Genomic DNA, 21,330 nt, shown 5'->3' on the forward strand with positions numbered 1-21,330 from the left:
GAGTTATTTTTGTAATACTAGACTTAATTTATTATCCGTTTACAAACTGAGGTAGTCTAGCTTCAATTGTTGCGTATTATGCAGTGATGTGATCTTACTCAAGAACCACAACAGATTAACCAAAAATAAAATAGTGAAACTTTCAGATTTCAGCAGTCCATTACCGAAAACAGTATCTACTACCATGTCTGTTAATTCTAAACTTTACGAAGGCAAAGCTAAAATTCTTTATGCCACAGATGATCCAGAGATTTTGTTGGCTGATTTTAAGGATGATGCTACAGCCTTTAATGCTCAAAAACGAGGCAGCATTGAAAACAAGGGCATGATTAACTGTAGTATTTCTAGTCAACTATTCCAACAATTGGCAATGCAGGGGATTAAAACTCATTTTATTGATAGTCCAGCCCCCAATTTGATGAGAGTTAAGGCTGTAAAAATTATCCCCTTAGAAGTGGTTGTCAGAAATATTGCGGCTGGTAGCCTGTGTCAGCAAACTGGGTTAGCACTGGGAACTGTGTTATCACAGCCTTTGGTGGAATTCTATTATAAAGATGATAGTCTAGGTGATCCTCTACTGACAAGCGATCGCCTATTTCTCCTAGAATTAGCCACACCGGAACAAGTTGCTCAAATTACCCATCTTGCCTTGAAAATCAACGAATTTCTCAAGCAGTTTTGGGAAAAGTGTCAAATTACCCTAGTGGACTTTAAACTGGAATTTGGCGTAGATTCACAACAGCAAGTGCTTTTAGCCGACGAAATTAGTCCCGATACCTGTCGTCTATGGGACATAGCCGAAACTGATACTAACCGTCGAGTTATGGATAAAGACCGTTTTCGTCGTGACTTAGGAAACGTAGAAAATGCCTATCAGGAGGTTTTACAGAGAGTATTAAAAGTAGTAGAAAGCTACAAAGCTGAGTAAGTAATTTTTCCAGTGATTAACAAATAATGGTGTGTGGTAGTGAAGAGAAATATGATTAAAAAACATTTAACACCCGGATTAATGGCTATGGTAGCCATGACAGTCCCTTTAGCAATTTCTGTCAAAGCAAACGCCCAAGCTACTGATAGTCACCCACAGACCACAGAAGTTTTGACAGCAGAAACAAATCAGCCAGAAAAACAGCATCCTGTTAAAAGTGATGGTAGTGAAAATCTGACATCCCATGCCCTCGCATTGCCAATAGTTGGAGAAAAAGAATCTAATCACTTTTCTCCGATTGCGAAAGTCGTCACGCCCAATTCAGCCGCAGTAGACAAAGCATCTGTTATTGTCCCAAAAACCACAATAGTTCCCATTACCGCACAAGTCCCCCAACCAGAGACTACTCAACCCCCTGCGGCTACACCTACTCAAAAAAACTCAACTCCCTCAACAATCAAGACGGAATCTGAAGTTACACCACAACCCACAGTAACTACCCCAGCAAAACCGACCCAACCTCCTGCGACTGAATCTAGTCCAGAAGCAACGGAAGCCCGTGTACTGGTGTCAGAGGTAGCAATTAAATCAGAAACAGGACAAATCACCCCCGAACTAGAAACCGAAGTTTATAAAGTAATTCGTACCCAAGCCGGACAAACAACCACCCGTTCCCAACTTCAAGAAGATATTAGTGCGATTTTTAGAACTGGGTTTTTCTCCAACGTCCAAGCATTTCCAGAAGATACCCCTCTGGGTGTGCGAGTCAGTTTTATTGTTACCCCCAATCCCACTCTCTCCAAAGTAGAATTAGACGCAAATCCTGGCACAGCAGTTGCCTCTGTCCTTCCTGCTGGAACAGCCAACGAAATATTTAGTAATCAATATGGCAAAATTCTCAACTTGCGGGAATTAAACGAAGGCATCAAGCAATTAACAAAGCGTTATCAAGATCAAGGTTATGTGCTGGCTAACTTAATTGGCGCACCCAAAGTCTCAGACAATGGAGTTGTTACCCTCCAAGTTGCCGAAGGGGTTGTAGAAAGCGTGAAAGTCCGATTCCGTAACAAAGATGGTGAAGACGTAGACGACAAAGGCAACCCAATTCGGGGACGGACAAAGGATTATATTATTACGCGAGAATTAGAATTAAAGTCGGGAACGGTATTCAATCGCAATACAGTACAGAGAGACTTAGCACGGGTATATGGATTAGGATTGTTTGAACCGCCAGATACTGAACCTATATCTCTTGCCCCTGGTAGTGACCCCAGCAAAGTAAATGTGCTAGTCAATGTGATTGAACGTACCAGCGGTTCTATTGCTGCCGGGGCGGGTATCAGTTCCGCTAGTGGTTTATTTGGAACTGTTAGCTATCAGCAGCAAAACCTGGGAGGAAGAAACCAAAAATTAGGGACAGAGGTACAGTTAGGAGAACGGGAACTACTATTTGACCTCCGCTTTACTGATCCTTGGATTGGTGGTGATCCTTATCGAACTTCATATACAGCAAATATTTTCCGTCGTCGTTCTATTTCTCTGATTTTTGAAGGTAAAGATAATAACATTGAAACCTTTAATCCTGATAATATTACTGATACAAATCAACAAGATCGCCCCCGGATTACTCGGTTAGGTGGTGGTGTTACCTTTACTCGTCCCCTGTCTGCCAATCCTTTCAAAAGTTCCGAGTGGCTGGCTTCTGCGGGACTACAGTATCAACGGGTTTCTGGTCGTGATGCTGACGGAAATTTAAGGAAGGAAGGGGCAATATTTGATGATAATGGTAAAATCATCAGTGATAGAATTCCCCTTACCCTTTCTTCTTCCGGGGAAGATGATTTATTACTATTCAAGCTGGGCGCACAAAGGGATCTCCGCAATAATTCCTTACAACCCACAAACGGTTCTTTTCTCAGCTTTGGAGTTGATCAATCTGTACCTGTGGGTTCAGGTAGTATTTTTATGACTAGGTTACGAGGTAACTATAGTCAGTATCTACCGATTAAATTGATTAGCTTTAGCAAAAAACCGCAAACTTTAGCATTTAACCTCCAAGGCGGAACTATATTTGGCGATGTACCTCCTTATGAAACCTTTACTCTGGGTGGTAGTAACTCGGTTCGGGGTTATGACGAAGGCAGATTGGGTACGGGTAGTAAGTATATCCAAGCTGCGGTTGAATATCGCTTCCCTGTGTTCTCTGTGGTCAGTGGCGCACTATTTTTTGATTATGGTAGTGATTTGGGAAGTAGTACCCAATCTGCACAATTGTTAAAGAAAAATGGTAATGGCTATGGCTATGGTGTGGGTTTGCGGGTGCAATCTCCACTTGGACCAATTCGTATAGATTATGGTGTCACTGATGAAGGTGATAGTCGGATCAATTTTGGGATTGGAGAAAGATTTTAAATTGGTCGGTGGTCAGTTGCCAGTTGTCGGTGGTCGGTGGCTAAGAATTTTACTCCTGGCTCCTGAATCTTTTTTGGGCGCATGCCCTGCGCCCCTACCTTCTGACTCCTGTTCCTTAATAATAAGCAATACTAACTACAATATGGGGATTGTTGGGCGATGGAACAACATACGTTAGCTGGGGAAATTACCCAAGCTGGTGTGGGTTTGCATAGTGGTGTTAATACTCAGGTGCGAATATTACCTGCGCCACCGGAGAGTAACCGCTTTTTTGTGCGGGTAGATTTACCAAATTCACCCATGATTCCTGCTCAGGTTGCAGCTGTGAGTAAGACTGTGCTTTCTACTCAGTTGGGTAAGGATGAGGTCTGTGTTCGCACTGTGGAGCATTTACTGGCAGCTTTGGCGGCTATGGGGGTGGATAACGCCAGAATTGAAATTGATGGACCGGAAGTGCCACTTTTAGATGGTTCGGCGCGGATTTGGTGTGAAAGAATTGCTGAGGTGGGAATAGTAGCCCAAATGGCGCATAATTTACCTGCACCTGTTATTACTGAACCAGTTTGGATTTATGAGGGTGATGCTTTTGTTTGCGCTCTACCTGCACCGGCCACTCGATTTAGCTATGGGATAGATTTTAATTTGGCGGCAATTGGTAATCAATGGCACAGTTGGTTATTAATGTCCTGTTTGGAAAAGTCTGCGGCGGATTTTGCGGTAGAAATTGCGCCGGCACGGACTTTTGGGTTACAGGATCAAATTGAATATCTGCAAAGGTCGGGATTAATTAAAGGTGGGAGTTTGGATAATGCTCTGGTTTGCGGGGTTAAAGGTTGGCTAAATCCCCCATTACGATTTGCAAATGAGCCAGTCCGTCATAAAATTTTGGATCTAGTAGGAGATCTAAGTTTACTGGGAACTTTCCCTGTTGCTCATTTTTTGGCGTACAAAGCTAGTCATAATTTACACATTCAACTAGCCAGAAAAATTTTAGAGTTGTTCTAAAATGCCTGAATTGATGGCAGTTTCCGAGAGCAAGAGAGAAACAGTAATCAAAAAGTAAGATAGTATTTATACTTTTAGTTCTATTTATTGTTCTCTGTTCCCTGCTCCCTGTTCCCTGCTATACCTATTCCTAGTGTCTAATCATTCAAATAACTTACAACTAATGTCCACTATTACCGAACCTAATTCTCAGGAAGTAAATACATCAAGTGAGGATAAACAGACAATTAAAACTACCTTGACTATTGAGGAAATTCAGGAACTTTTGCCCCATCGCTATCCATTTTTACTGGTAGATCGGATTATTGATTATGTACCTGGTAAGAAGGCTGTGGGTATTAAAAATGTTACTTTTAATGAACCCCAATTTCAAGGGCATTTTCCGGGGCGATCGCTCATGCCCGGTGTGTTAATTATTGAAGCAATGGCACAAGTTGGGGGGATTGTGATGACGCAAATGCCGGACTCCAAAGGAGGACTGTTTGTATTTGCTGGTATTGATAAAGTCCGGTTTCGTCGGCAAATTGTTCCTGGGGATCAACTGGTGATCACGGTGGAACTGTTGTGGGTAAAACAGCGTCGTTTCGGGAAAATGCAAGGACGAGCGGAAGTTGACGGACAGTTAGCCGCTGAAGGAGAACTAATGTTTTCTCTGATTAGTTAAAGGTCATTATTAATGCAAGGAGTCAGGAGTCAGGAGTCAGGAGGAAGAAAGAAAGAAAGAAAGAAGAAAGAAGTAGGAGGAATATTGAATCTCAATGGCTAATGTTTAGATACCTTGCAACCTCAAGCAAGCCTAAATAAATTAAACACAACTTTTGGCTAATTCTGAATTTTCGCCCTCACACATAACTTACTTTGCCCGACACATTTCTTAACTGAATAAATTAACAACTAGCACTTAGTTTTGGAGATTCACCTTTGAAAACACTTATTCATCCAACTGCTGTCATACATACTAGTGCGGAACTCCACCCAACAGTGCAAGTCGGCGCTTATGCTGTGATTGGAGAAAATGTCAGAGTTGGTGCAGACACTGTAATTGGCGCTCATGCTGTTCTGGAGGGTCCTTGTGAAATTGGTACGGGAAATCAGATTTTCGCCGGTGCAGCTATCGGTATGCAGCCACAGGATCTCAAGTATGTGGGAGAACCTACTTGGGTAAAAATTGGCAATAATAATTCCATTCGGGAGTATGTGACGATTAACCGCGCTACTGGTAGGGGTGAAGCGACAGTAATCGGCAATGGCAATTTATTGATGGCTTATGTTCATGTAGGTCATAATTGCCTGATTGAGGATTCTGTCATTATTGCTAATTCTGTGGCTTTGGCAGGTCATGTACATATTGAATCGCGAGCTAGACTGAGCGGCGTTTTAGGTGTGCATCAGTTCGTCCATATTGGGGGAATGTCAATGGTCGGAGGAATGACACGCATTGATAGAGATGTACCTCCTTATATGTTGGTGGAAGGAAATCCGGCAAAAGTGCGATCACTCAATTTGGTAGGATTAAAACGTTCGGGAATGCCTGCAAGTGACTTTCAATTAATTAAAAAGGCTTTCCGTCTTCTCTACCGTTCTGAGTTTTTATTTAAAGATGCTTTGCAGGAGTTGAAAAATTTAGGAGATACAGAGGAATTAAAACATCTTCGCCGTTTCTTGTTACTTTCCCAAATGCCGGGAAGACGCGGTTTAATTCCCGGAAAAGGTAAAAAATCCGTCAATGAATAGTCAGTCAGATGTAGGGGCGGGGTTTTCCCGTCCTCAAATTTTACTCTGTTTTTGTGGACAGAATATGGATTGAATGAACCACGAAGAAGCGAAGAACACGAAGGAAGAAGAAGACGAAGAAGACGAAGAAAATAGGTAATTTTTAAGGGGGAATGGGGTAGGAAAGGACATGAAAATCTAATATCTAATATCTAATATCTAAAAATGCGAATATTTATTAGCACCGGTGAAGTTTCTGGAGATCTACAGGGTTCGCTATTAATTAAGGCACTTCAACGCCAATCTGTGGCTGCGGGGTTGACATTGGAAATTATTGCCTTGGGTGGCGATAAAATGGCGGAAGCTGGGGCGAAAATTTTGGGTAATACCAGCGGTATTGGTTCAATGGGTTTGATTGAGTCTTTGCCTTATGTTATTCCTACTTTAAGAGTACAACGGCAAGCGATCGCTCACTTGAAGAAAAATCCCCCGGATTTAGTGGTTCTCATTGACTATATGGGTCCAAATTTGGGCATTGGTACATTCATGAAGGAAAATTTGCCTGATGTGCCTGTGGCTTATTATATCGCTCCTCAAGAGTGGGTATGGTCTATGAGTTTTCAGAATACTAACCGCATTGTTGCTTTTACAGATAAACTATTAGCAATTTTCCCAGAAGAAGCCCGATATTATCAACAAAATGGGGCAAAGGTTTCTTGGGTAGGTCATCCTTTAATTGATAGAATGGCAAACGCGCCTAGTCGGACAACTGCGAGGGAGAAATTAGGAGTTAAAGTAGAAGAAATAGCGATCGCTCTTTTACCAGCTTCCCGTCATCAAGAATTAAAATATCTTCTACCAATAATTTTTCAAGCTGCCCAAAATATTCAATCTAAACTACCAAATGTACATTTTTGGATTCCTCTATCCTTGGAAACATTTAAAGAACCAATTACAGCCGCAATTCAAGAATATGGGTTAAAAGCTACAATAGTATCAACTCAAAAACAAGGCGTTCAAGATATTTTAGCAGCGGCTGATTTTGCCATTACTAAGTCGGGAACAGTGAACTTAGAATTAGCATTATTAAATGTCCCCCAAGTTGTAGTTTATCGTCTTCATCCTCTTACAGCTTGGATTGCGCGTCATATTCTTAAAGGTTCAATTCCTTTTGCTTCTCCAGTCAATTTAGTTGTCATGCGGGAAATTGTCCCAGAATTTTTACAAGAACAAGCTACAGCCGAGAATATTACCCAAGCTGCTATGGAATTGTTATTAAATCCTGAAAAAAGACAACAAACTTTGACCAATTATCAAGAAATGCGCCATTGTTTGGGAGAATTGGGAGTGTGCGATCGTACAGCTAAAGAAATATTAGCAATGAAAAAGTAGATAATAGTTAAAATGGCAAAAAAACGACCAATTGCAGTTGATTTATTTGCAGGTGCAGGAGGCATGACATTAGGCTTTGAACAAGCCGGTTTTGATGTCCTTGCATCTGTGGAAATAGATCCAATTCATTGTGCAATTCATCAATTTAACTTTCCCTTTTGGACGGTGTTATGCAAAAGTGTTGAAGAAACAACAGGGGAAGAAATTAGAAATAGTTCTCAAATTGCTAATCAAGAAATTGATGTAGTTTTTGGTGGTCCTCCCTGTCAAGGTTTCTCATTAATGGGAAAACGTTCGTTTGATGATCCAAGAAACTCTTTAGTCTTCCATTTTATTAGATTAGTTGTAGAATTACAACCCAAGTTTTTTGTCTTGGAAAATGTCAAAGGAATGACAGTCGGTAAACACAAAGAATTTATCGCTGAAATCATTAGTCAATTTTCCGAAAGTGGTTATCAAGTTAATGCAAATTATCAAGTTTTAAATGCAGCTAATTATGGAGTACCCCAAAATCGAGAAAGGTTATTTTTACTAGGTTCACGTCAAAATATCGAATTACCGAAATACCCAGAAGAAATTACATTCCCCGCAAAATCCAACCAATCTTCCGCGAATAAATTAGTCTTAACTCCTACAGTTTGGGAAGCATTACAAGATTTACCAGTAATAGAAAACTATCAAGAACTATATCAACAAGATTGGATATTCACAGATTTTGGCAAATCTAGTAATTATGCTAAAAAACTGCGTAATCTTGCGACTGCAAAAAACAACTATTCCTATAAACGTCAATATGATCCTACTTTACTAACATCAAGTTTAAGAAGTAAGCATTCACCAGAATCTATGGATAGATTTGCATCTACACCTCATGGTAAAATTGAATCAATTAGTCGTTTTCATAAACTTGATCCTCATGGTTTATGTAATACGTTAAGAGCAGGAACACCTAGTAATAAAGGTGCATTTACTTCTCCTCGTCCTATACATCCTTTTATTCCTAGATGTATTACTGTGAGAGAAGCTGCGCGGTTACATTCCTATCCTGATTGGTTTAGATTTCATCCGACAAAATGGCATGGTTTTAGACAAATTGGTAATTCTGTACCGCCACTTCTAGCGCAAGCAGTCGCAGGGGAAATTATTAAAGTTTTAGATATCACATCTTCTCAACCTCAAGGTGTTCAAGATTTAGGGGATATTAGTTTATTAACACTTGATATGTCAGCAGCAGCAAAATATTTTGGAGTAAACCCCCATGTTATAGAACCGAGAACTAGAAGAGAAATGAATTTTTCGGATTTAACGAACCACAGAGACACAGAGGACACAGAGGTAATAAGAAGATAAGATGGAGTGGTTTTTTATAAGTTCTCTAGAAATTTATATCTGGTGTTGCGAATGAATGAATAATATCTATCCCTAAATAATTTCCATATTTAAAATAAATCCTGGTAAAATATCTTCACCTGATAATTCTTGAGGAAAGTCTAATATCTCTACTGGTTTACCAAGACGATAAATTTCCACTTGACCCATTTTCCGATTAATTAACCAACCTAATTTAACTCCAGTATTCATATATTCCTGCATTTTTGCTCGCGTTTCCTGCAAACTATCACTGGGTGATATTAATTCTAAAACAAAATCTGGGGCAATGGGTGAAAACTTTTCTTGTTCTTCTAATGTAAGTTTATCCCATCTATCTTTTCTTATCCAAGCAACATCAGGGGAACGATTTGCACTATTGGGAAGTTTAAAACAAGTGGAAGAATTGAAACAAACTCCTAATTTACTCTGACGATTCCAAAGAGCAAAATCTGTTGCAATTTCAGCATTTTGATTTCCTATTATTCCTCCTGTAGGTGATATTATCAATAGTTTTCCGTCTGCATTACGTTCAAATTTGACTTCAGGATTTTCTCGACAGAGTTGATAAAATTGGTTGTCGGTAAGTTGGATAATGGGGTTTAAGTTGACGGTGATAGCTTTCATGATGAATCTCCTTGAGGATGATATCAACCTTAACTAAATTATGGAATAAATCTCATTTTAACGCTTCCTTTAACAAATCCCGGTGCAGAAAAGCCTCATTTACTAAAGATTGAATTTTACGAGATGACAAAGCCGCACTATTATTATAATAATCAATCCAAGTTTTACTAATTAAATCTACATCATTTGGTAAATCCTTTAAATCCCAACCAGGTATTTCTAAATCTTCCATTAATCGGTTGACTTTGGGATCATAACTCAAAGCAAAACAACGAGAACCTTCACTAGCTGCCATAATTAAACTATGGAGACGCATTCCTATGGACATTTCCACACCACGAAATACACCTTTTAAAATTTGTGGATCTTCGGAACAAAGAACTCTACTCACATCTGGTAATTGAGTATGAATTTTTTCCGCAATTCCTAAATCTTCGCTTTTTTGAAATGGTAATAATAAAATAAAAGCTTGGGTTTCTTTTTGCAAATTAACTAAAGCTTGAGTTAAATTTGCTAACCTATTTTCTGTCAATTGAGGATGATTTCTTAAAGTAACAGCAATTCTGGGTTTTGGTAAATCTACTAATTCCGGGACTGGCTTCGATTCCAATGCCCAAACTGGGTCAGGGGCGAGGATATGGGGTATACTCCAATCTGATAATAACCGAGAACTGGAGCGATCGCGCACACTCACTTGAGTACAACCTGCAAAATTCCCCTTCGCTAACCAACGAGTTTGGAAATGCAACAAAGGACCTATACCCTGTCCCCAAGCCACAGTCTTCAAACCCATAACTTGAGCTAAAGCCATCAATCCGCCATAATACAAAGGACTAATGCTGCTGGTAGCATCTTGAATTAAACTTCCTCCACCCCAAACAAAAGCATCACAAGAACGCAAAGCCTTGATAACCTGTAAAACCGCCATCCGGTTGTAACATTCCACACCATAATGCCGATGAGTTTCTTCAGGATTTCCAGAAAGCACCACAGGAGTAACATCAGGTGGTAGCATTTGCAGAAGTGTGGCTAACAAAGCTTCATCACCACCATTACCCTTACCATAATACCCAGACAATAAAACCCGCATTTTCCCCATTTTGAATTTTAGATTTTAGATTTTAGATTTTAGATTTTGGACTACCAATTTTTTTTAACCTAGTTATCTACCACTGACAACTGACAACTGACAACTGACAACTGACAAACAATTATGCACGTACTTTCAATCCCCACCTGGATAATTCATATTTCTAGCGTCATTGAGTGGATAGCCGCAATTTGGCTAATTTGGATATATGGTGAACTTACAGAAAATCGTAGTTGGTGGGGATTGTCCTTTGCCATGTTACCAGCCTTAATTAGCGCAATGTGTGCTTGTACTTGGCATTATTTCGACAATTCTGAATCATTAGAATGGTTAGTCAACCTACAAGCTACCATGACATTAGTTGGTAACTTTACCCTTTGGGCGGCAGCTTATGTAATTTGGCGTTCAACCAAGTCTGCAAAGCCCACTGAGACACAATCTATCAAATCAGAACAATGATATCAAAAGAAACCCTCTTTGCCCTCTCTCTCTTTCCCTATTTGGGTTTCTTGTGGTTTATTAGCCGCAGTCCACAAATGCCACGTTTAGCCCTATATGGATTTTACGGCACATTGGTATTTGTCGCCATCACCATCCCCGCCGCCATTTACGCCAAAGTGCAGTACGGAGAACAACTAGCCAATGTAGACTGGTTACATGGTGGTGCAGAAATCTTTTTAACCCTTGCTAACATCTTACTAGTCTTAGGTTTTCGCCAAGCAGTACAGGAATTAAAAAGCAAAAATTAAACTCCGTCTTTCTTCTCTGCGCCTCTGCGTGAGAAAAAACTATTGTTTATCAGGAAAAAAATAAATGGAAGTAATCCCCGCAATTGATTTACTAGAAGGTCGCTGTGTGCGACTATATAAAGGAGACTACGAGCGATCGCAAGTATTCAGCGAAAACCCCGTTGAAGTAGCGAAAATGTGGGCAGACCAAGGCGCGACAAGACTGCATTTAGTTGACTTAGACGGGGCAAAAGCTGGGAAAATTATCAACTTAGCCGCCATAGAAGCCATTAGAAATAATCTTGACATACCCATTGAAGTTGGGGGAGGATTGCGCGATCGCACCAGTGTCGTACAATTATTTAACTTGGGTGTAAATTGGGCAATTCTCGGCACTGTCGCCGTCGAACAACCTCAATTAGTCCAAGAACTTTGTCAAGAATTTCCCCAACAAATTATTATTGGCATAGATGCCCGTAACGGCTTAGTTGCAACTCGTGGTTGGTTAGAAACATCAACAGTATTAGCCACCCAACTAGCAGTACAGATGCAAGAACTAGGTGCAGTAGCCATCATTTACACTGATATCAACCGTGACGGCACATTAGAAGGACCCAATTTAGACGCATTACGAGAACTCGCAGCAGCAATTTCCATACCCGTAATTGCCTCTGGTGGTGTAAGTTCCGTCACCGATTTATTAAGTTTATTAGCCTTAGAACCCCAAGGTGTCACAGGTGTGATAGTGGGGAAAGCCTTGTATACTGGTGATATTATCCTCAAAGAAGGATTACAAGCTATTGGACCGGGAAGACTGCAAGATATTCCTCCCGATTTCGGTATTTCTAGTATTGCTTAAAATGAAAAAGATTGTAGAGATGTTCTCTGGAATTTCTCTACAAAGGTTCTGAGAAATATTTCTTCTCTCTCTGTGTTCTCTGTGGTTCGTTTATTAGTTTTGTAGGGTGTGTTAGGATGAAATCCTTAACGCACCAAATACTTGATGGGCTTTACACACCCTCCTTATCTACTTATCTGTTCAAAAATCAAACTGGATTTCTAGATCATATCCAGCATTCTTGGAAATCAGATACATTATCCCACATTCCGCACTTCATTTTGTAATACACCAAGATTACCATTATAGGGCTAATAATAGTCAGATAGCGATTCCTACGGAGCGCTTCGCTATCGCATTACCACCAGGAAAAATCAGGATTAATACTTAATAAAACTATACTAATTTGGTAACATTTTTTGAAGTATAAATATGTGACATTTTGAAGTGCGGAATGCCGGATAGATAGTAGTGTGATTCGTTTAGCAAATGCAGTGACACATTTCGCCCCTGGTAGTTATCGTTATCTGTTACCATCAAAAACAAGTTCAAACAATCTATTTATGAGTGGAGATTGGATTATTAATCGTCATGGTTCATGGTAACAAGAAAAGGCTTATGTCACAGGTTTAGAAGCTGCAAATTTAGCTATTTCCTATTTACAATCTGGGGAAAAAGCCAATATTCTACCAGTAGAAGCAGACGAAAATCATATCCAATTTGCCAGAAATATCAATGAAGTTTTTCGAGATGTGGGTAAATCTATTTTACCTAATTTCTGGTTGCCATAAAACAAGAATTAAAAAGCCCCCTCCTCGCTTGCGGGGAGGGGGTTGGGGTTGGGGTTTTTGTATTTCACTCAAACGAAAACCGCTATAATGTTGGGTTTCCTTACGTCAAACCAACCTACATAATTTAGGCTCTTTTTCTTCCCTCTAAACCTTTTTGCACCCAATTTAAACATTCATAAGATGATGAAAATAATTTGGGGGCGGCAATATTAGTTAATGAGTCTGGTGCATAATGGTCATAATAACATCTACCATTTCTTTGATAAACAATAATTAGATTATGACGATAAACATAGCGTGATTGAAAAAAATCACCTTGACTAACAAAGTCTATATTTATATCAATATGTTCTTTAGCAATATCAACAATACTGGTAACAGTATTACTATACATTGCCGCTGGATTTTCCGAACCATGAAAACGGCTTTTATGTCCAACTTCCGTTAATAACTTATATGAATGAATTTCATAATCATCAACTTTACTAAAAACAAAAGGAATAATTAGATATCCTTTATATGCAACAGAACTTTCATAAAGCAGCCGATTCATTTAAATCTCCTTAGAGGGATAAGTATTATATTATTACCACTTTCTTCTAATAACTGTTGGAAATAACGGGCATTATGAGGAGACATATATTCTAGGGGACAATGCACAAAGAAATAAATTTTTATTCCTGCTTGTAACCATGCTTGAATTTGCCTAACCCACTCTTCCATAAGTATTTGATTTATTGACAACTGTGGTTGAGAGATAAAACGAATTAAAGTAAAAGGCGCGGTTACACTAAACTCAATCAAAATTTGCAGTAATGCAACTACCTTGTCCGCTGAGGGAAAGTTAACGCTTGGGGAGAGAACCACCTCTGGCTTAGATACCGCTGCTAAGGGTGTCTCTGTGCGCTGCCAAGCCATCAAAAAAGCCGTCAAATCGTCCATTAAAGCCGGAGAATAGCTGGGAGGGAGTTGGGCAAATAGGGGGACCCAAATGAGTACGTAAAGGGCGCATTTTCTCCAAAAAAGCTAAGGCTTCGGGAATATGGGGTTGTAGTAATTTTTGGTGGGTGATATTTTGCGGTAATTTCAGGCAAAATTCAAACCCTGGTGGCGTTTCTGTCGCCCAACGAGTAACGGTTTCTGCATTAGGTGTGGCATAGAAAGTAGTATTTCCTTTTACAGTGCTAAAGCGGCGACTGTAAAGATTTAAGAAGTCAGCATTGCGAGTTCCTGGAGGATAAAGTTCACCCACCCAAGCCTTATAAGCCCAAACTGCACACCCGATATAAAAGTTCACAAAATTAAAATGCTTTGATATGTTCTCTTTAATTGTACAAGTAGGTAAAAAACATTGATTATTGATAGTATTGTATAAAGATTATACTTACTAAATAAATTAGTAGTTTTATGCCAAGAAAAGATCAAGGTTGGGTGACATTTCAAGCATCTGAAGAAGAACGCAAGATTTTAGAAGAATTTTGTCAAAGTTCCCAACGGACTAAAACCGAAATTTTGCGAGAATTAGTCCGGGGACTGAAACAATATTCAGCACCGTCTATATCATCATCAACGTCACCAGAACAAGTACAAACAAAAAATCTTGAATTTGAAATTGTTAGTCCCAAAAAAGCATTAAAAGTTAGTTCTCGTAATGTTTTAAAAGGAATTGTGAAACGAGTAACTACAGGCAGTATAAATACCGAAATAACTTTAGAAATTGTGCATAAAGTTGAATTAACTTCAATGATTACTAGGGTTTCGGCTGAGGAGTTAGAATTATCGGAAGGGACAGAAGCCTATGCTGTGATTAAATCTAATGATATTGTTATCGCCAAAGATTAGAAATAGATGTAAATACCGCATAATTAAGGATTCAGGATTCAGGATTCAGGGGTAAAAATGCCTTGCTATCTGGCTTTCAATTTAGATCCTGTACCTCATTAATCTGCAATAATATGCTGTAAACTTTATCAAACTTCAACAAGATAGAAAAATTAGTCGGTTAAAACCGACTTTAGCTATTAGACAGGGAATAAATTCCCTGGCTATAGTGGCTTCAATTCTTGCTGATATCTGATAACTGCCGGCTGAATGCTTACATTTAATCTTAGTCTAAGCCTCGACTTTTACGCCTTTCCAGAAAGCAACATAACCTTCGATATTTTTAGCTTTTTCCTTGGTGCTAGGATAGAACCAAGCTGCATCTTTATTAACTTGTCCATCAACTTCAATACTGTAATAACTAGCAATACCTTTCCAAGGACAAGTGGTATGAGTGCTGCTGTCTTTAAAGTATTGCTTGTTAATAGCATCAGAGGGGAAGTAATGATTGTTTTCGACAACTACGGTATTATCGCTTTCGGCTAAAATAGCACCATTCCAAATTGCTTTTACCATGATTTGAGTCTGAAAAGAAAGTTAATATTTTATATTGTTACATTGAAAATGATGATTTATTAACGTGGTACACTGAATTTTAGTAATTTTTTTTCAAAATACCACCTATCAATATCGAAATAACTTTTATTATTTATAGTAAATTTATGAAACCAGCAGACCTTACCACAACAGTGATTGATGACTGGGATGTCTTCTTGCCCAAAAACCATCAAAATCAACCCATAGACGATCAAGCATACCGCATTTTTGACCCCCTATGGCAACCAGCAATATTATCCTGGTTTGGACGCGAGGATGTACCCCAAGAGTCAAAAGAGGCATTTATTCAAGCTTTGGTCAATTTTGAAGATGGCTGTGTATCATATCAGGGTAAGGGTTTTTATGGTTATCGCGCCTATTTTTTAGCAGCAGCAGCGATCGCTCAATTCCCAGAATCTGCAAAAGCTGATAACATAGTTCAACAACTGGTAAATTGGAAATTAGATTATTATTGTTTCAATAGCATTGAACAGCAAGTCACTGTAGGACTTCAAGAAACCGACAAAACCAAAGCTATAGATACTTTAGTCCAATCAATCAACACATTACAACAAAATTTTACCCTTTTTCTCGCCATTACCAGCTTAGAAACCATCGGATCTGGTAGTGAAAAAGCCATTTCCGCTTTAATAAAACTATTCGATACGTCAGAGGATAAGGACATCAGTAGACGAGTAGTTAAAAGCTTAGGAAAAGTAGGCTATGGTAATGAACAAGCTATTTCTGCATTAGTAAAAATTATCACTACATCAGATAATAATGATATCCGTAAGCAAGCGACTGAAAGCTTAGGAGAAATAGGCTATGGTAATGAACAAGCTATTTCTGCATTAGTGCAAATTTTAGATACAGCACAAAATGATGCTATTTATTGGCAAGTAGCTGAAAGCTTAGGAAAAATAGGTATTGGCAATGAAAAAGCTATTTCTGCTTTAGTACAATTACTCGATACATCAGGTAATAAATATACCCGTTGGCTGGCAGGTTATAGATTAGGGAAAATAGACAATAACCACGAAAAAGCCGTTATTCTCCAAGCGGCCACAACTCCAGAGAAAATAGAACCTGATCACGAAAAAGCCATTGCCGATTTAATCCAAATCTTAAATGTTTCAGAAGATGATGAAGCGATTAGTCAAGCCCTTTACACACTAGGAGAACTAGGCAAAGGTGATGCAAAAGCTATTTCTGCTTTATGCCAACTTTTAGATACATCAGAGAATGAGTACATCCTTGTGCAAGTAGCCGAAAGTTTGGGGAATATAGATCCTGGTAACGAAAAAGCTATCTCCGCTTTATTACAAATAATAAATACATCAGAAAATGATGAAATTATTGTCTACGCCGTAGAAAGCTTAGGCAATATAGGTATGAACAATGAAAAAGCTATTGCCGCATTAGTGCAACTTCTGGATAAATCACAGAATGAGTACACCCATAAACTAGCAGCTAAAAGCTTAGGAAAGATAGTCACTAGCAATAAAGATATATTCTTGGTGGTGCAAGCTTTACGTAGCTATAAACTAGATAGTGAAGACTATGATTTGATTTGGAATTGCGCCCAAAATATGCCCTATCCAGAATTTTATCAAGCTTGGCATCATTCTTGATTTATCAAAAAGATTTTCCATTTTTCTCTTTGCTGGGTTATATTTTCACACCCATAATTTTTGCTATCTTGTCTACTTCTACTAACCCTTCACGTTCTAATTCATAAGCAATAAATGGAGCTTTCCTTTTTAAAGAGTCGAAACTATAATTATCTTCATAGTAAGTTTTTAGCCATTCTAATCTTCCTAGAACTTACGCAAGTGTCACACTAAAAATCTGTTGTAGGGTGCGTCAGATATCAACAATCTGTTTATTTGCAAGATTTATGCAGTCTGACGCACCCTACTAATGTGCCGGTCGCGTAAGTCCTGCTTCCGTCAATACACTTGTCATAATCATTTAATTCCAAGCGATTAATTGTTGATATTACTCTTTCTTTGAGCGGATATAAAAGTTCAGGATTAGGCTTGATAATAAGAGAAGGAAAATCTAGAATAAAACTATTTACAGGTAATTCAAAAGGGTCGCCTTGGGTAATTGTCAAAACTAGCTTACCTAGTTTATTGCAAAAAAAATATCCAACAGGCACAATTTACCAGAACTAACGCAAAAACTCTATAAAACTCTTCTTCCTTTGCGCTCTTCGCTCCTTCGTGGTTCATTCATTCAATGTCTTATCATCATGAAGACAACACAAGCATATATCTACGCCAAGTTGGTTATTCATTACTTCATTATACTTAAACAACTTAGTTTTACCAAAATTACTCAAACCAATCTTCACCTCCTGGTAATTGTGATAAATAATTATCAATCATCTTTGCTAACTCTTTAGGTTGATATTCATAAGTTAACAACAAAAGATTTTCTGCAAAATCAATTAATTCTTTTCCTTGTAATCTTTGAGAAACCTGACTCGGTTTTAACGTACCGTCAAAAATCTCGGCACTAGCTGGACGAATTGCCATCTCTACAGCTTCTGCTAAATATTCACCCCATTCATCAGATTTAATATAATAGGATTTTTGATTATCTTTAATATTCAATTTGGCAATTTGAATCACAGAATCAGAAATAGAAGCAATCCAAGAATTAGTTAAACGCTGTTCAATTTGATTTTTAATCAGATGAATAACCAACCTCACTAAAAAAGCTTCTATTTTTCGCAAAGTTCCCTGTTTGCTCATATCCTCCAAATCATCAAGAATTTCCAAGGCATCATCATAACGCCCTTCTAATATAGTTTGTCTTAACTCCATTAATTCTTGCGTCATAGTTATTTCCTATAATTAGTAATTGGTGATAAAACTCTCATCCTCTGTTCATCCTCAAATCCTGATATGACTATACCACGCTACCCTCTCAGACAATTTCCCTCCATCTTGTGTCTATAATTATAACTACTATCCCTCTACCAATTCCCCAACGTGCGTTAAAATTCTAATATATTCATCACAACTCAGACACGCAACAGCCATCTACCATGCTTCAGTACCCAGACCTAGAAAAATATTTAAAACATCATTTTGGTTATGATCAATTTCGCCCTGGACAACGGCAAATTATCGAAGATGCGTTAGAAAATCGTGATTTAATGGTAGTCATGCCCACAGGTGGGGGTAAATCTCTATGCTTTCAATTACCGGCACTTTTGAAACCCGGTTTAACAGTGGTAGTCTCACCCTTGATAGCTTTAATGCAAGATCAAGTAGAAGCGCTGCGAACTAATAACATTTCTGCCACATTTCTCAATAGTAGTCTCAACGCCTATAAAGTTCGCTCCCGTGAAGAAGCGATCATGAATGGTAAAATAAAATTACTTTATGTCGCCCCAGAACGCCTTGTTAGTGACCGATTTCTCCCCCTTTTAGATGTAGTTAAAGAAAAAGTCGGGATTTCCACCTTTGCTATTGATGAAGCCCATTGTGTCTCTGAATGGGGGCATGATTTCCGCCCAGAATATCGGCAATTAAGATTACTCCGAAAACGTTATCCTGATGTGCCTACAGTTGCCCTCACAGCTACCGCTACAGATAGAGTCCGGGCGGATATTATTGAACAATTAGGATTAAAACAACCAAGTATTCATATTGCTAGTTTTAACCGCCAAAATCTTTATTATGAAGTCCGGGCTAAAAGTAACCGTGCTTACGCCGAATTATTAGAAATAGTTAGAGAAAATGAAGGTTCGGGAATTATCTATTGTTTAACTCGCAAAAAAGTTGATGAAATAACTTTAAAACTCCAAAATGATAAGATTTCTGTTTTGCCTTATCATGCTGGTTTAAGTGATGATGAAAGATCAAAAAATCAAACTCGGTTTATTCGGGATGATGTGCGAGTCATGGTGGCTACTGTTGCCTTTGGCATGGGGATTAATAAACCTGATGTGCGGTTTGTAGTGCATTCTGATTTACCCCGAAATTTGGAGAGTTACTATCAAGAATCAGGACGAGCAGGTAGAGATGATGAACCTTCTAAATGTACATTATTTTTCAATTATGGTGATATTAAAACTATAGAATGGAGTATTAATCAAAAAACCGATCCTCAAGAACAATTAATAGCTAAACAGCAACTAAGACAGGTAATTGATTATGCAGAAGGGACAGATTGTAGACGCACAATTCAATTAAGTTATTTTGGGGAAAGATTTCCCGGCAATTGCGGAAATTGTGATAATTGTCTTTATCCCAAACCTGTTCAAGATTGGACAATTGAAGCCATGAAATTTTTATCTTGTGTGGCTAGGTGTAAAGAAAGATTTGGAATGCTGCATATTATTGATGTTTTGCGAGGTGGAAAAAATCAGAGAATTATTGTTAATAAACATGATCAACTTTCTACCTATGGAATTGGCAAAGATAAAACAGTAGATGAATGGCGAATGTTATGTAGATCCTTATTACATCAAGGATTAATAGAACAAACGGCTGATGGTTATTCAGTTTTAAAACTAAATGCTTTAAGCTGGGAAGTCATGCGAAAACAACGCACAGTTTCCATTGCTGTTCCTACAGTCAAAAAGATGACTTGGGAAGAGGGAAGTGGCAAATCCGCAGATGTGGAAGTTCTCATGCAAAAATTGCGATCGCTTCGTAAACAACTCGCAGACGAACAAGCCGTGCCACCCTACGTTATCTTCCATGATTCTACCTTAAAATTAATGGCACAAAGCCAACCCAAAACCTTAGATGAATTTGGCAATCTCTCCGGCGTTGGTAGCCATAAATTATCTCAGTATGGCGAAAGATTCTTAGCAGAAATTCAAACCTATCGTCAAGAACAAGGTTTACCAGAAAAGACAATTAATCGCGGGAATTATTCATCCTTTCCTAACTCACCCTCAGATACAGAATTAACAACATTAGAATTATATAACCAGGGATTGAGTATTGAAGAAATCGCCCAAAAACGCAATATCCGCCCCACTACAATTATCCGTCATCTCTCAGATTTAATTGAGAAAAAACAATCTTTAGACTTGAGTAAATTAGTCCCCCTAGAACGTCAGAAAAGAATCTGGAACGTCTTGGAAATTGTGGGTGATATTGCCCTCACACCCATTCGAGAAAATTTAGGTGAGAGCTACAGCTTTGATGAAATTCGTTTAGTTAGAGCAAAATGGCGACGGGAAAAACAGAAATCTATTAAAGATGATATTGACTTTTAGTTTTTAGCCGATAAAGCCAGAGATAGCAGCTTAGGTAAAACCAAACAAATAGCCGCATTCAATAGTGTGAAAAACAGACCATCAAATAAAGTCATAAATAACTCTCCTTTGTAAATATTGGTGATAAACACATCTTCATTTTGCCTGATAAACACTACATTTGAGCAACTTTGAATTTTTAAATATCTTTGATATTACATAAGTAAATTAAATAGAAATCCAGTAGGGGCGCAGGGACTACGCCCAAAGCTCAGATACAGCAGGTTGCGTAGTTAGGAGGTACAAAATCTAAATTGAAACCTATTAACAAAGCCAGTTTACTCCTGACTCCTTCAATTAGGAGAACATTGATTACAAAAACGCGGACTAAATTTACAAAATTGACTACCAGTTAATGCGTAGGCTGTACAATAGGGGAAACTAGTTATTCCCATTTTGGCAGGTTGGCAATCAGATACAATGGAAAGAGGTTGAGATTGTTGAGGTTTACGAACTAAAATTATAGACAGCAGCTTGGGTAAAGCTAAACAAGCCCCAGCATTGATGACGGTGAGCATTAATACATCCATCAAATCTATAGGGAATTACTCCCCGACGAAATTACATAGGAACAGGTTGGTTAGTCTTAAAATTTATGGAAATGTCATAAGACTCAACCATAGTATTTAGTTTATATAAAATTAGTTTAGCATAGATTTTTATAGATGGAATAATAATTCAGTAATTTTTATCAATTAATGTGTAAACTAAATATTAAATAGCGTTATTGATTGAA

At 38.4% G+C, this 21,330-nt stretch carries 22 protein-coding genes and 1 pseudogene; 14 read left to right on the top strand and 9 right to left on the bottom strand.

From position 1 onward, the window contains the following. Positions 1-184 precede the first annotated feature (184 nt). The 7 genes from purC (at position 185) to CA730_RS06925 (ending at position 8,800) form a co-directional block, all read left to right on the top strand. Complete coding sequence (gene purC, locus CA730_RS06895; protein ID WP_096665527.1) at positions 185-928, top strand: phosphoribosylaminoimidazolesuccinocarboxamide synthase; 744 nt, start codon at positions 185-187, stop codon at positions 926-928. Positions 929-979: 51 nt separating this feature from the next. Next, positions 980-3,340, top strand: coding sequence for a BamA/TamA family outer membrane protein (locus CA730_RS06900; RefSeq protein WP_096665530.1), 2,361 nt, complete (start codon positions 980-982; stop codon positions 3,338-3,340). 159 nt (positions 3,341-3,499) lie between these two features. Further along, positions 3,500-4,345 (top strand): UDP-3-O-acyl-N-acetylglucosamine deacetylase, encoded by an 846-nt coding sequence (lpxC, locus tag CA730_RS06905; protein WP_096665533.1) that lies wholly within the window; start codon positions 3,500-3,502, stop codon positions 4,343-4,345. Positions 4,346-4,508: 163 nt separating this feature from the next. Further along, positions 4,509-5,009 (top strand): 3-hydroxyacyl-ACP dehydratase FabZ, encoded by a 501-nt coding sequence (fabZ, locus tag CA730_RS06910; protein WP_096665536.1) that lies wholly within the window; start codon positions 4,509-4,511, stop codon positions 5,007-5,009. A gap of 257 nt (positions 5,010-5,266) precedes the next feature. After that, entirely contained in the window at positions 5,267-6,079 is an 813-nt protein-coding gene (gene lpxA, locus CA730_RS06915) for an acyl-ACP--UDP-N-acetylglucosamine O-acyltransferase (protein WP_096665539.1), read from the top strand. Between the two features lie 204 nt (positions 6,080-6,283). Next, entirely contained in the window at positions 6,284-7,450 is a 1,167-nt protein-coding gene (lpxB, locus tag CA730_RS06920) for a lipid-A-disaccharide synthase (protein ID WP_096665542.1), read from the top strand. Between the two features lie 12 nt (positions 7,451-7,462). Beyond that, positions 7,463-8,800, top strand: a complete 1,338-nt coding sequence (locus CA730_RS06925; protein ID WP_096665545.1) for a DNA cytosine methyltransferase — start codon at positions 7,463-7,465, stop codon at positions 8,798-8,800. Between the two features lie 72 nt (positions 8,801-8,872). On the opposite strand, the gene CA730_RS06930 is transcribed toward CA730_RS06925, so the two are convergent. Both CA730_RS06930 and csaB read right to left on the bottom strand, forming a co-directional pair. Continuing rightward, positions 8,873-9,445, bottom strand: coding sequence for a Uma2 family endonuclease (locus tag CA730_RS06930; protein WP_096665548.1), 573 nt, complete (start codon positions 9,443-9,445; stop codon positions 8,873-8,875). Positions 9,446-9,497: 52 nt separating this feature from the next. After that, positions 9,498-10,544 carry a polysaccharide pyruvyl transferase CsaB gene (gene csaB, locus CA730_RS06935; RefSeq protein ID WP_096665551.1) on the bottom strand — a complete coding sequence of 349 codons (1,047 nt, stop codon included), beginning with the start codon at positions 10,542-10,544 and terminating at the stop codon, positions 9,498-9,500. Positions 10,545-10,658: 114 nt separating this feature from the next. Between csaB and CA730_RS06940 the strand changes: the two genes are divergently transcribed. From CA730_RS06940 to CA730_RS25490, 4 genes and pseudogenes are all read left to right on the top strand, one after another. Then, entirely contained in the window at positions 10,659-10,994 is a 336-nt protein-coding gene (locus tag CA730_RS06940) for a DUF2499 domain-containing protein (RefSeq protein ID WP_027403771.1), read from the top strand. After that, entirely contained in the window at positions 10,991-11,284 is a 294-nt protein-coding gene (locus tag CA730_RS06945) for a DUF3593 domain-containing protein (RefSeq protein ID WP_027403770.1), read from the top strand. The genes CA730_RS06940 and CA730_RS06945 overlap by 4 nt, the downstream gene beginning before the upstream one ends. 64 nt (positions 11,285-11,348) lie before the next feature. Further along, positions 11,349-12,122 carry a 1-(5-phosphoribosyl)-5-[(5-phosphoribosylamino)methylideneamino]imidazole-4-carboxamide isomerase gene (hisA, locus tag CA730_RS06950; RefSeq protein ID WP_096665554.1) on the top strand — a complete coding sequence of 258 codons (774 nt, stop codon included), beginning with the start codon at positions 11,349-11,351 and terminating at the stop codon, positions 12,120-12,122. A gap of 440 nt (positions 12,123-12,562) precedes the next feature. Continuing rightward, positions 12,563-12,892, top strand: a pseudogene (locus CA730_RS25490) (amine oxidase); the annotation flags it as partial. Positions 12,893-13,016: 124 nt separating this feature from the next. On the opposite strand, the gene CA730_RS06960 reads toward CA730_RS25490, so the two are convergent. The 3 genes from CA730_RS06960 to CA730_RS25500 are packed head-to-tail and all read right to left on the bottom strand — an operon-like array spanning position 13,017 to position 14,189. Continuing rightward, the gene (locus tag CA730_RS06960) at positions 13,017-13,445 is read right to left on the bottom strand and encodes a hypothetical protein (RefSeq protein ID WP_096665557.1); all 429 of its coding nucleotides are present in this window, start codon (positions 13,443-13,445) and stop codon (positions 13,017-13,019) included. Next, on the bottom strand, positions 13,442-13,834 hold the full coding sequence (locus CA730_RS25495) for a DUF72 domain-containing protein (protein WP_231940009.1): 393 nt from the start codon (positions 13,832-13,834) through the stop codon (positions 13,442-13,444). The genes CA730_RS06960 and CA730_RS25495 overlap by 4 nt, the downstream gene beginning before the upstream one ends. Further along, entirely contained in the window at positions 13,767-14,189 is a 423-nt protein-coding gene (locus CA730_RS25500) for a DUF72 domain-containing protein (protein WP_231940011.1), read from the bottom strand. Before CA730_RS25500 ends, CA730_RS25495 begins: the two co-directional genes overlap by 68 nt. Before the next feature lie 110 nt (positions 14,190-14,299). Between CA730_RS25500 and CA730_RS06970 the strand changes: the two genes are divergently transcribed. Next, positions 14,300-14,734, top strand: coding sequence for a TOBE domain-containing protein (locus CA730_RS06970; protein WP_096665560.1), 435 nt, complete (start codon positions 14,300-14,302; stop codon positions 14,732-14,734). A 270-nt stretch (positions 14,735-15,004) separates the two neighbouring features. Here the strand turns inward: CA730_RS06970 and CA730_RS06975 are convergent, their stop codons facing one another. Continuing rightward, positions 15,005-15,289, bottom strand: a complete 285-nt coding sequence (locus CA730_RS06975) for a DUF427 domain-containing protein (RefSeq protein ID WP_096665563.1) — start codon at positions 15,287-15,289, stop codon at positions 15,005-15,007. Positions 15,290-15,435: 146 nt separating this feature from the next. Here CA730_RS06975 and CA730_RS06980 point away from each other — a divergent pair, with 146 nt between their 5' ends. Beyond that, a complete protein-coding gene (locus tag CA730_RS06980; RefSeq protein ID WP_096665566.1) occupies positions 15,436-16,941 on the top strand; it encodes a HEAT repeat domain-containing protein in 1,506 nt (501 codons plus the stop codon). A gap of 705 nt (positions 16,942-17,646) precedes the next feature. On the opposite strand, the gene CA730_RS06985 is transcribed toward CA730_RS06980, so the two are convergent. Continuing rightward, positions 17,647-18,156: a DUF29 family protein gene (locus tag CA730_RS06985; RefSeq protein ID WP_096665569.1), complete on the bottom strand. Its 510-nt coding sequence runs from the start codon at positions 18,154-18,156 to the stop codon at positions 17,647-17,649. Between the two features lie 209 nt (positions 18,157-18,365). Here CA730_RS06985 and recQ point away from each other — a divergent pair, with 209 nt between their 5' ends. Continuing rightward, on the top strand, positions 18,366-20,555 hold the full coding sequence (gene recQ / locus CA730_RS06990) for a DNA helicase RecQ (RefSeq protein WP_096665572.1): 2,190 nt from the start codon (positions 18,366-18,368) through the stop codon (positions 20,553-20,555). Here recQ and CA730_RS24185 read toward each other — a convergent pair. Continuing rightward, positions 20,552-20,710, bottom strand: a complete 159-nt coding sequence (locus CA730_RS24185) for a hypothetical protein (protein ID WP_157749925.1) — start codon at positions 20,708-20,710, stop codon at positions 20,552-20,554. The two genes, recQ and CA730_RS24185, sit on opposite strands and share 4 nt — an antisense overlap. A gap of 177 nt (positions 20,711-20,887) precedes the next feature. Further along, the gene (locus CA730_RS06995) at positions 20,888-21,124 is read right to left on the bottom strand and encodes a hypothetical protein (protein ID WP_096665575.1); all 237 of its coding nucleotides are present in this window, start codon (positions 21,122-21,124) and stop codon (positions 20,888-20,890) included. Positions 21,125-21,330: the final 206 nt, after the last annotated feature.

Source organism: Dolichospermum compactum NIES-806, from assembly GCF_002368115.1.
GTDB classification, from domain to species: domain Bacteria; phylum Cyanobacteriota; class Cyanobacteriia; order Cyanobacteriales; family Nostocaceae; genus Dolichospermum; species Dolichospermum compactum.

Bases quoted from the DNA above. Each gene is read 5' to 3' on its own strand.
- purC (WP_096665527.1), top strand. From the start codon at position 185: ATGTCTGTTAATTCTAAACTTTACGAAGGCAAAGCTAAAATTCTTTAT.
- CA730_RS06900 (WP_096665530.1), top strand. From the start codon at position 980: ATGATTAAAAAACATTTAACACCCGGATTAATGGCTATGGTAGCCATG.
- lpxC (WP_096665533.1), top strand. From the start codon at position 3,500: ATGGAACAACATACGTTAGCTGGGGAAATTACCCAAGCTGGTGTGGGT.
- fabZ (WP_096665536.1), top strand. From the start codon at position 4,509: ATGTCCACTATTACCGAACCTAATTCTCAGGAAGTAAATACATCAAGT.
- lpxB (WP_096665542.1), top strand. From the start codon at position 6,284: ATGCGAATATTTATTAGCACCGGTGAAGTTTCTGGAGATCTACAGGGT.
- CA730_RS06925 (WP_096665545.1), top strand. From the start codon at position 7,463: ATGGCAAAAAAACGACCAATTGCAGTTGATTTATTTGCAGGTGCAGGA.
- CA730_RS06930 (WP_096665548.1), bottom strand. From the start codon at position 9,445: ATGAAAGCTATCACCGTCAACTTAAACCCCATTATCCAACTTACCGAC.
- csaB (WP_096665551.1), bottom strand. From the start codon at position 10,544: ATGGGGAAAATGCGGGTTTTATTGTCTGGGTATTATGGTAAGGGTAAT.
- CA730_RS06940 (WP_027403771.1), top strand. From the start codon at position 10,659: ATGCACGTACTTTCAATCCCCACCTGGATAATTCATATTTCTAGCGTC.
- CA730_RS06945 (WP_027403770.1), top strand. From the start codon at position 10,991: ATGATATCAAAAGAAACCCTCTTTGCCCTCTCTCTCTTTCCCTATTTG.
- hisA (WP_096665554.1), top strand. From the start codon at position 11,349: ATGGAAGTAATCCCCGCAATTGATTTACTAGAAGGTCGCTGTGTGCGA.
- CA730_RS06960 (WP_096665557.1), bottom strand. From the start codon at position 13,445: ATGAATCGGCTGCTTTATGAAAGTTCTGTTGCATATAAAGGATATCTA.
- CA730_RS25495 (WP_231940009.1), bottom strand. From the start codon at position 13,834: ATGGACGATTTGACGGCTTTTTTGATGGCTTGGCAGCGCACAGAGACA.
- CA730_RS06970 (WP_096665560.1), top strand. From the start codon at position 14,300: ATGCCAAGAAAAGATCAAGGTTGGGTGACATTTCAAGCATCTGAAGAA.
- CA730_RS06975 (WP_096665563.1), bottom strand. From the start codon at position 15,289: ATGGTAAAAGCAATTTGGAATGGTGCTATTTTAGCCGAAAGCGATAAT.
- CA730_RS06980 (WP_096665566.1), top strand. From the start codon at position 15,436: ATGAAACCAGCAGACCTTACCACAACAGTGATTGATGACTGGGATGTC.
- CA730_RS06985 (WP_096665569.1), bottom strand. From the start codon at position 18,156: ATGACGCAAGAATTAATGGAGTTAAGACAAACTATATTAGAAGGGCGT.
- recQ (WP_096665572.1), top strand. From the start codon at position 18,366: ATGCTTCAGTACCCAGACCTAGAAAAATATTTAAAACATCATTTTGGT.
- CA730_RS06995 (WP_096665575.1), bottom strand. From the start codon at position 21,124: ATGGATGTATTAATGCTCACCGTCATCAATGCTGGGGCTTGTTTAGCT.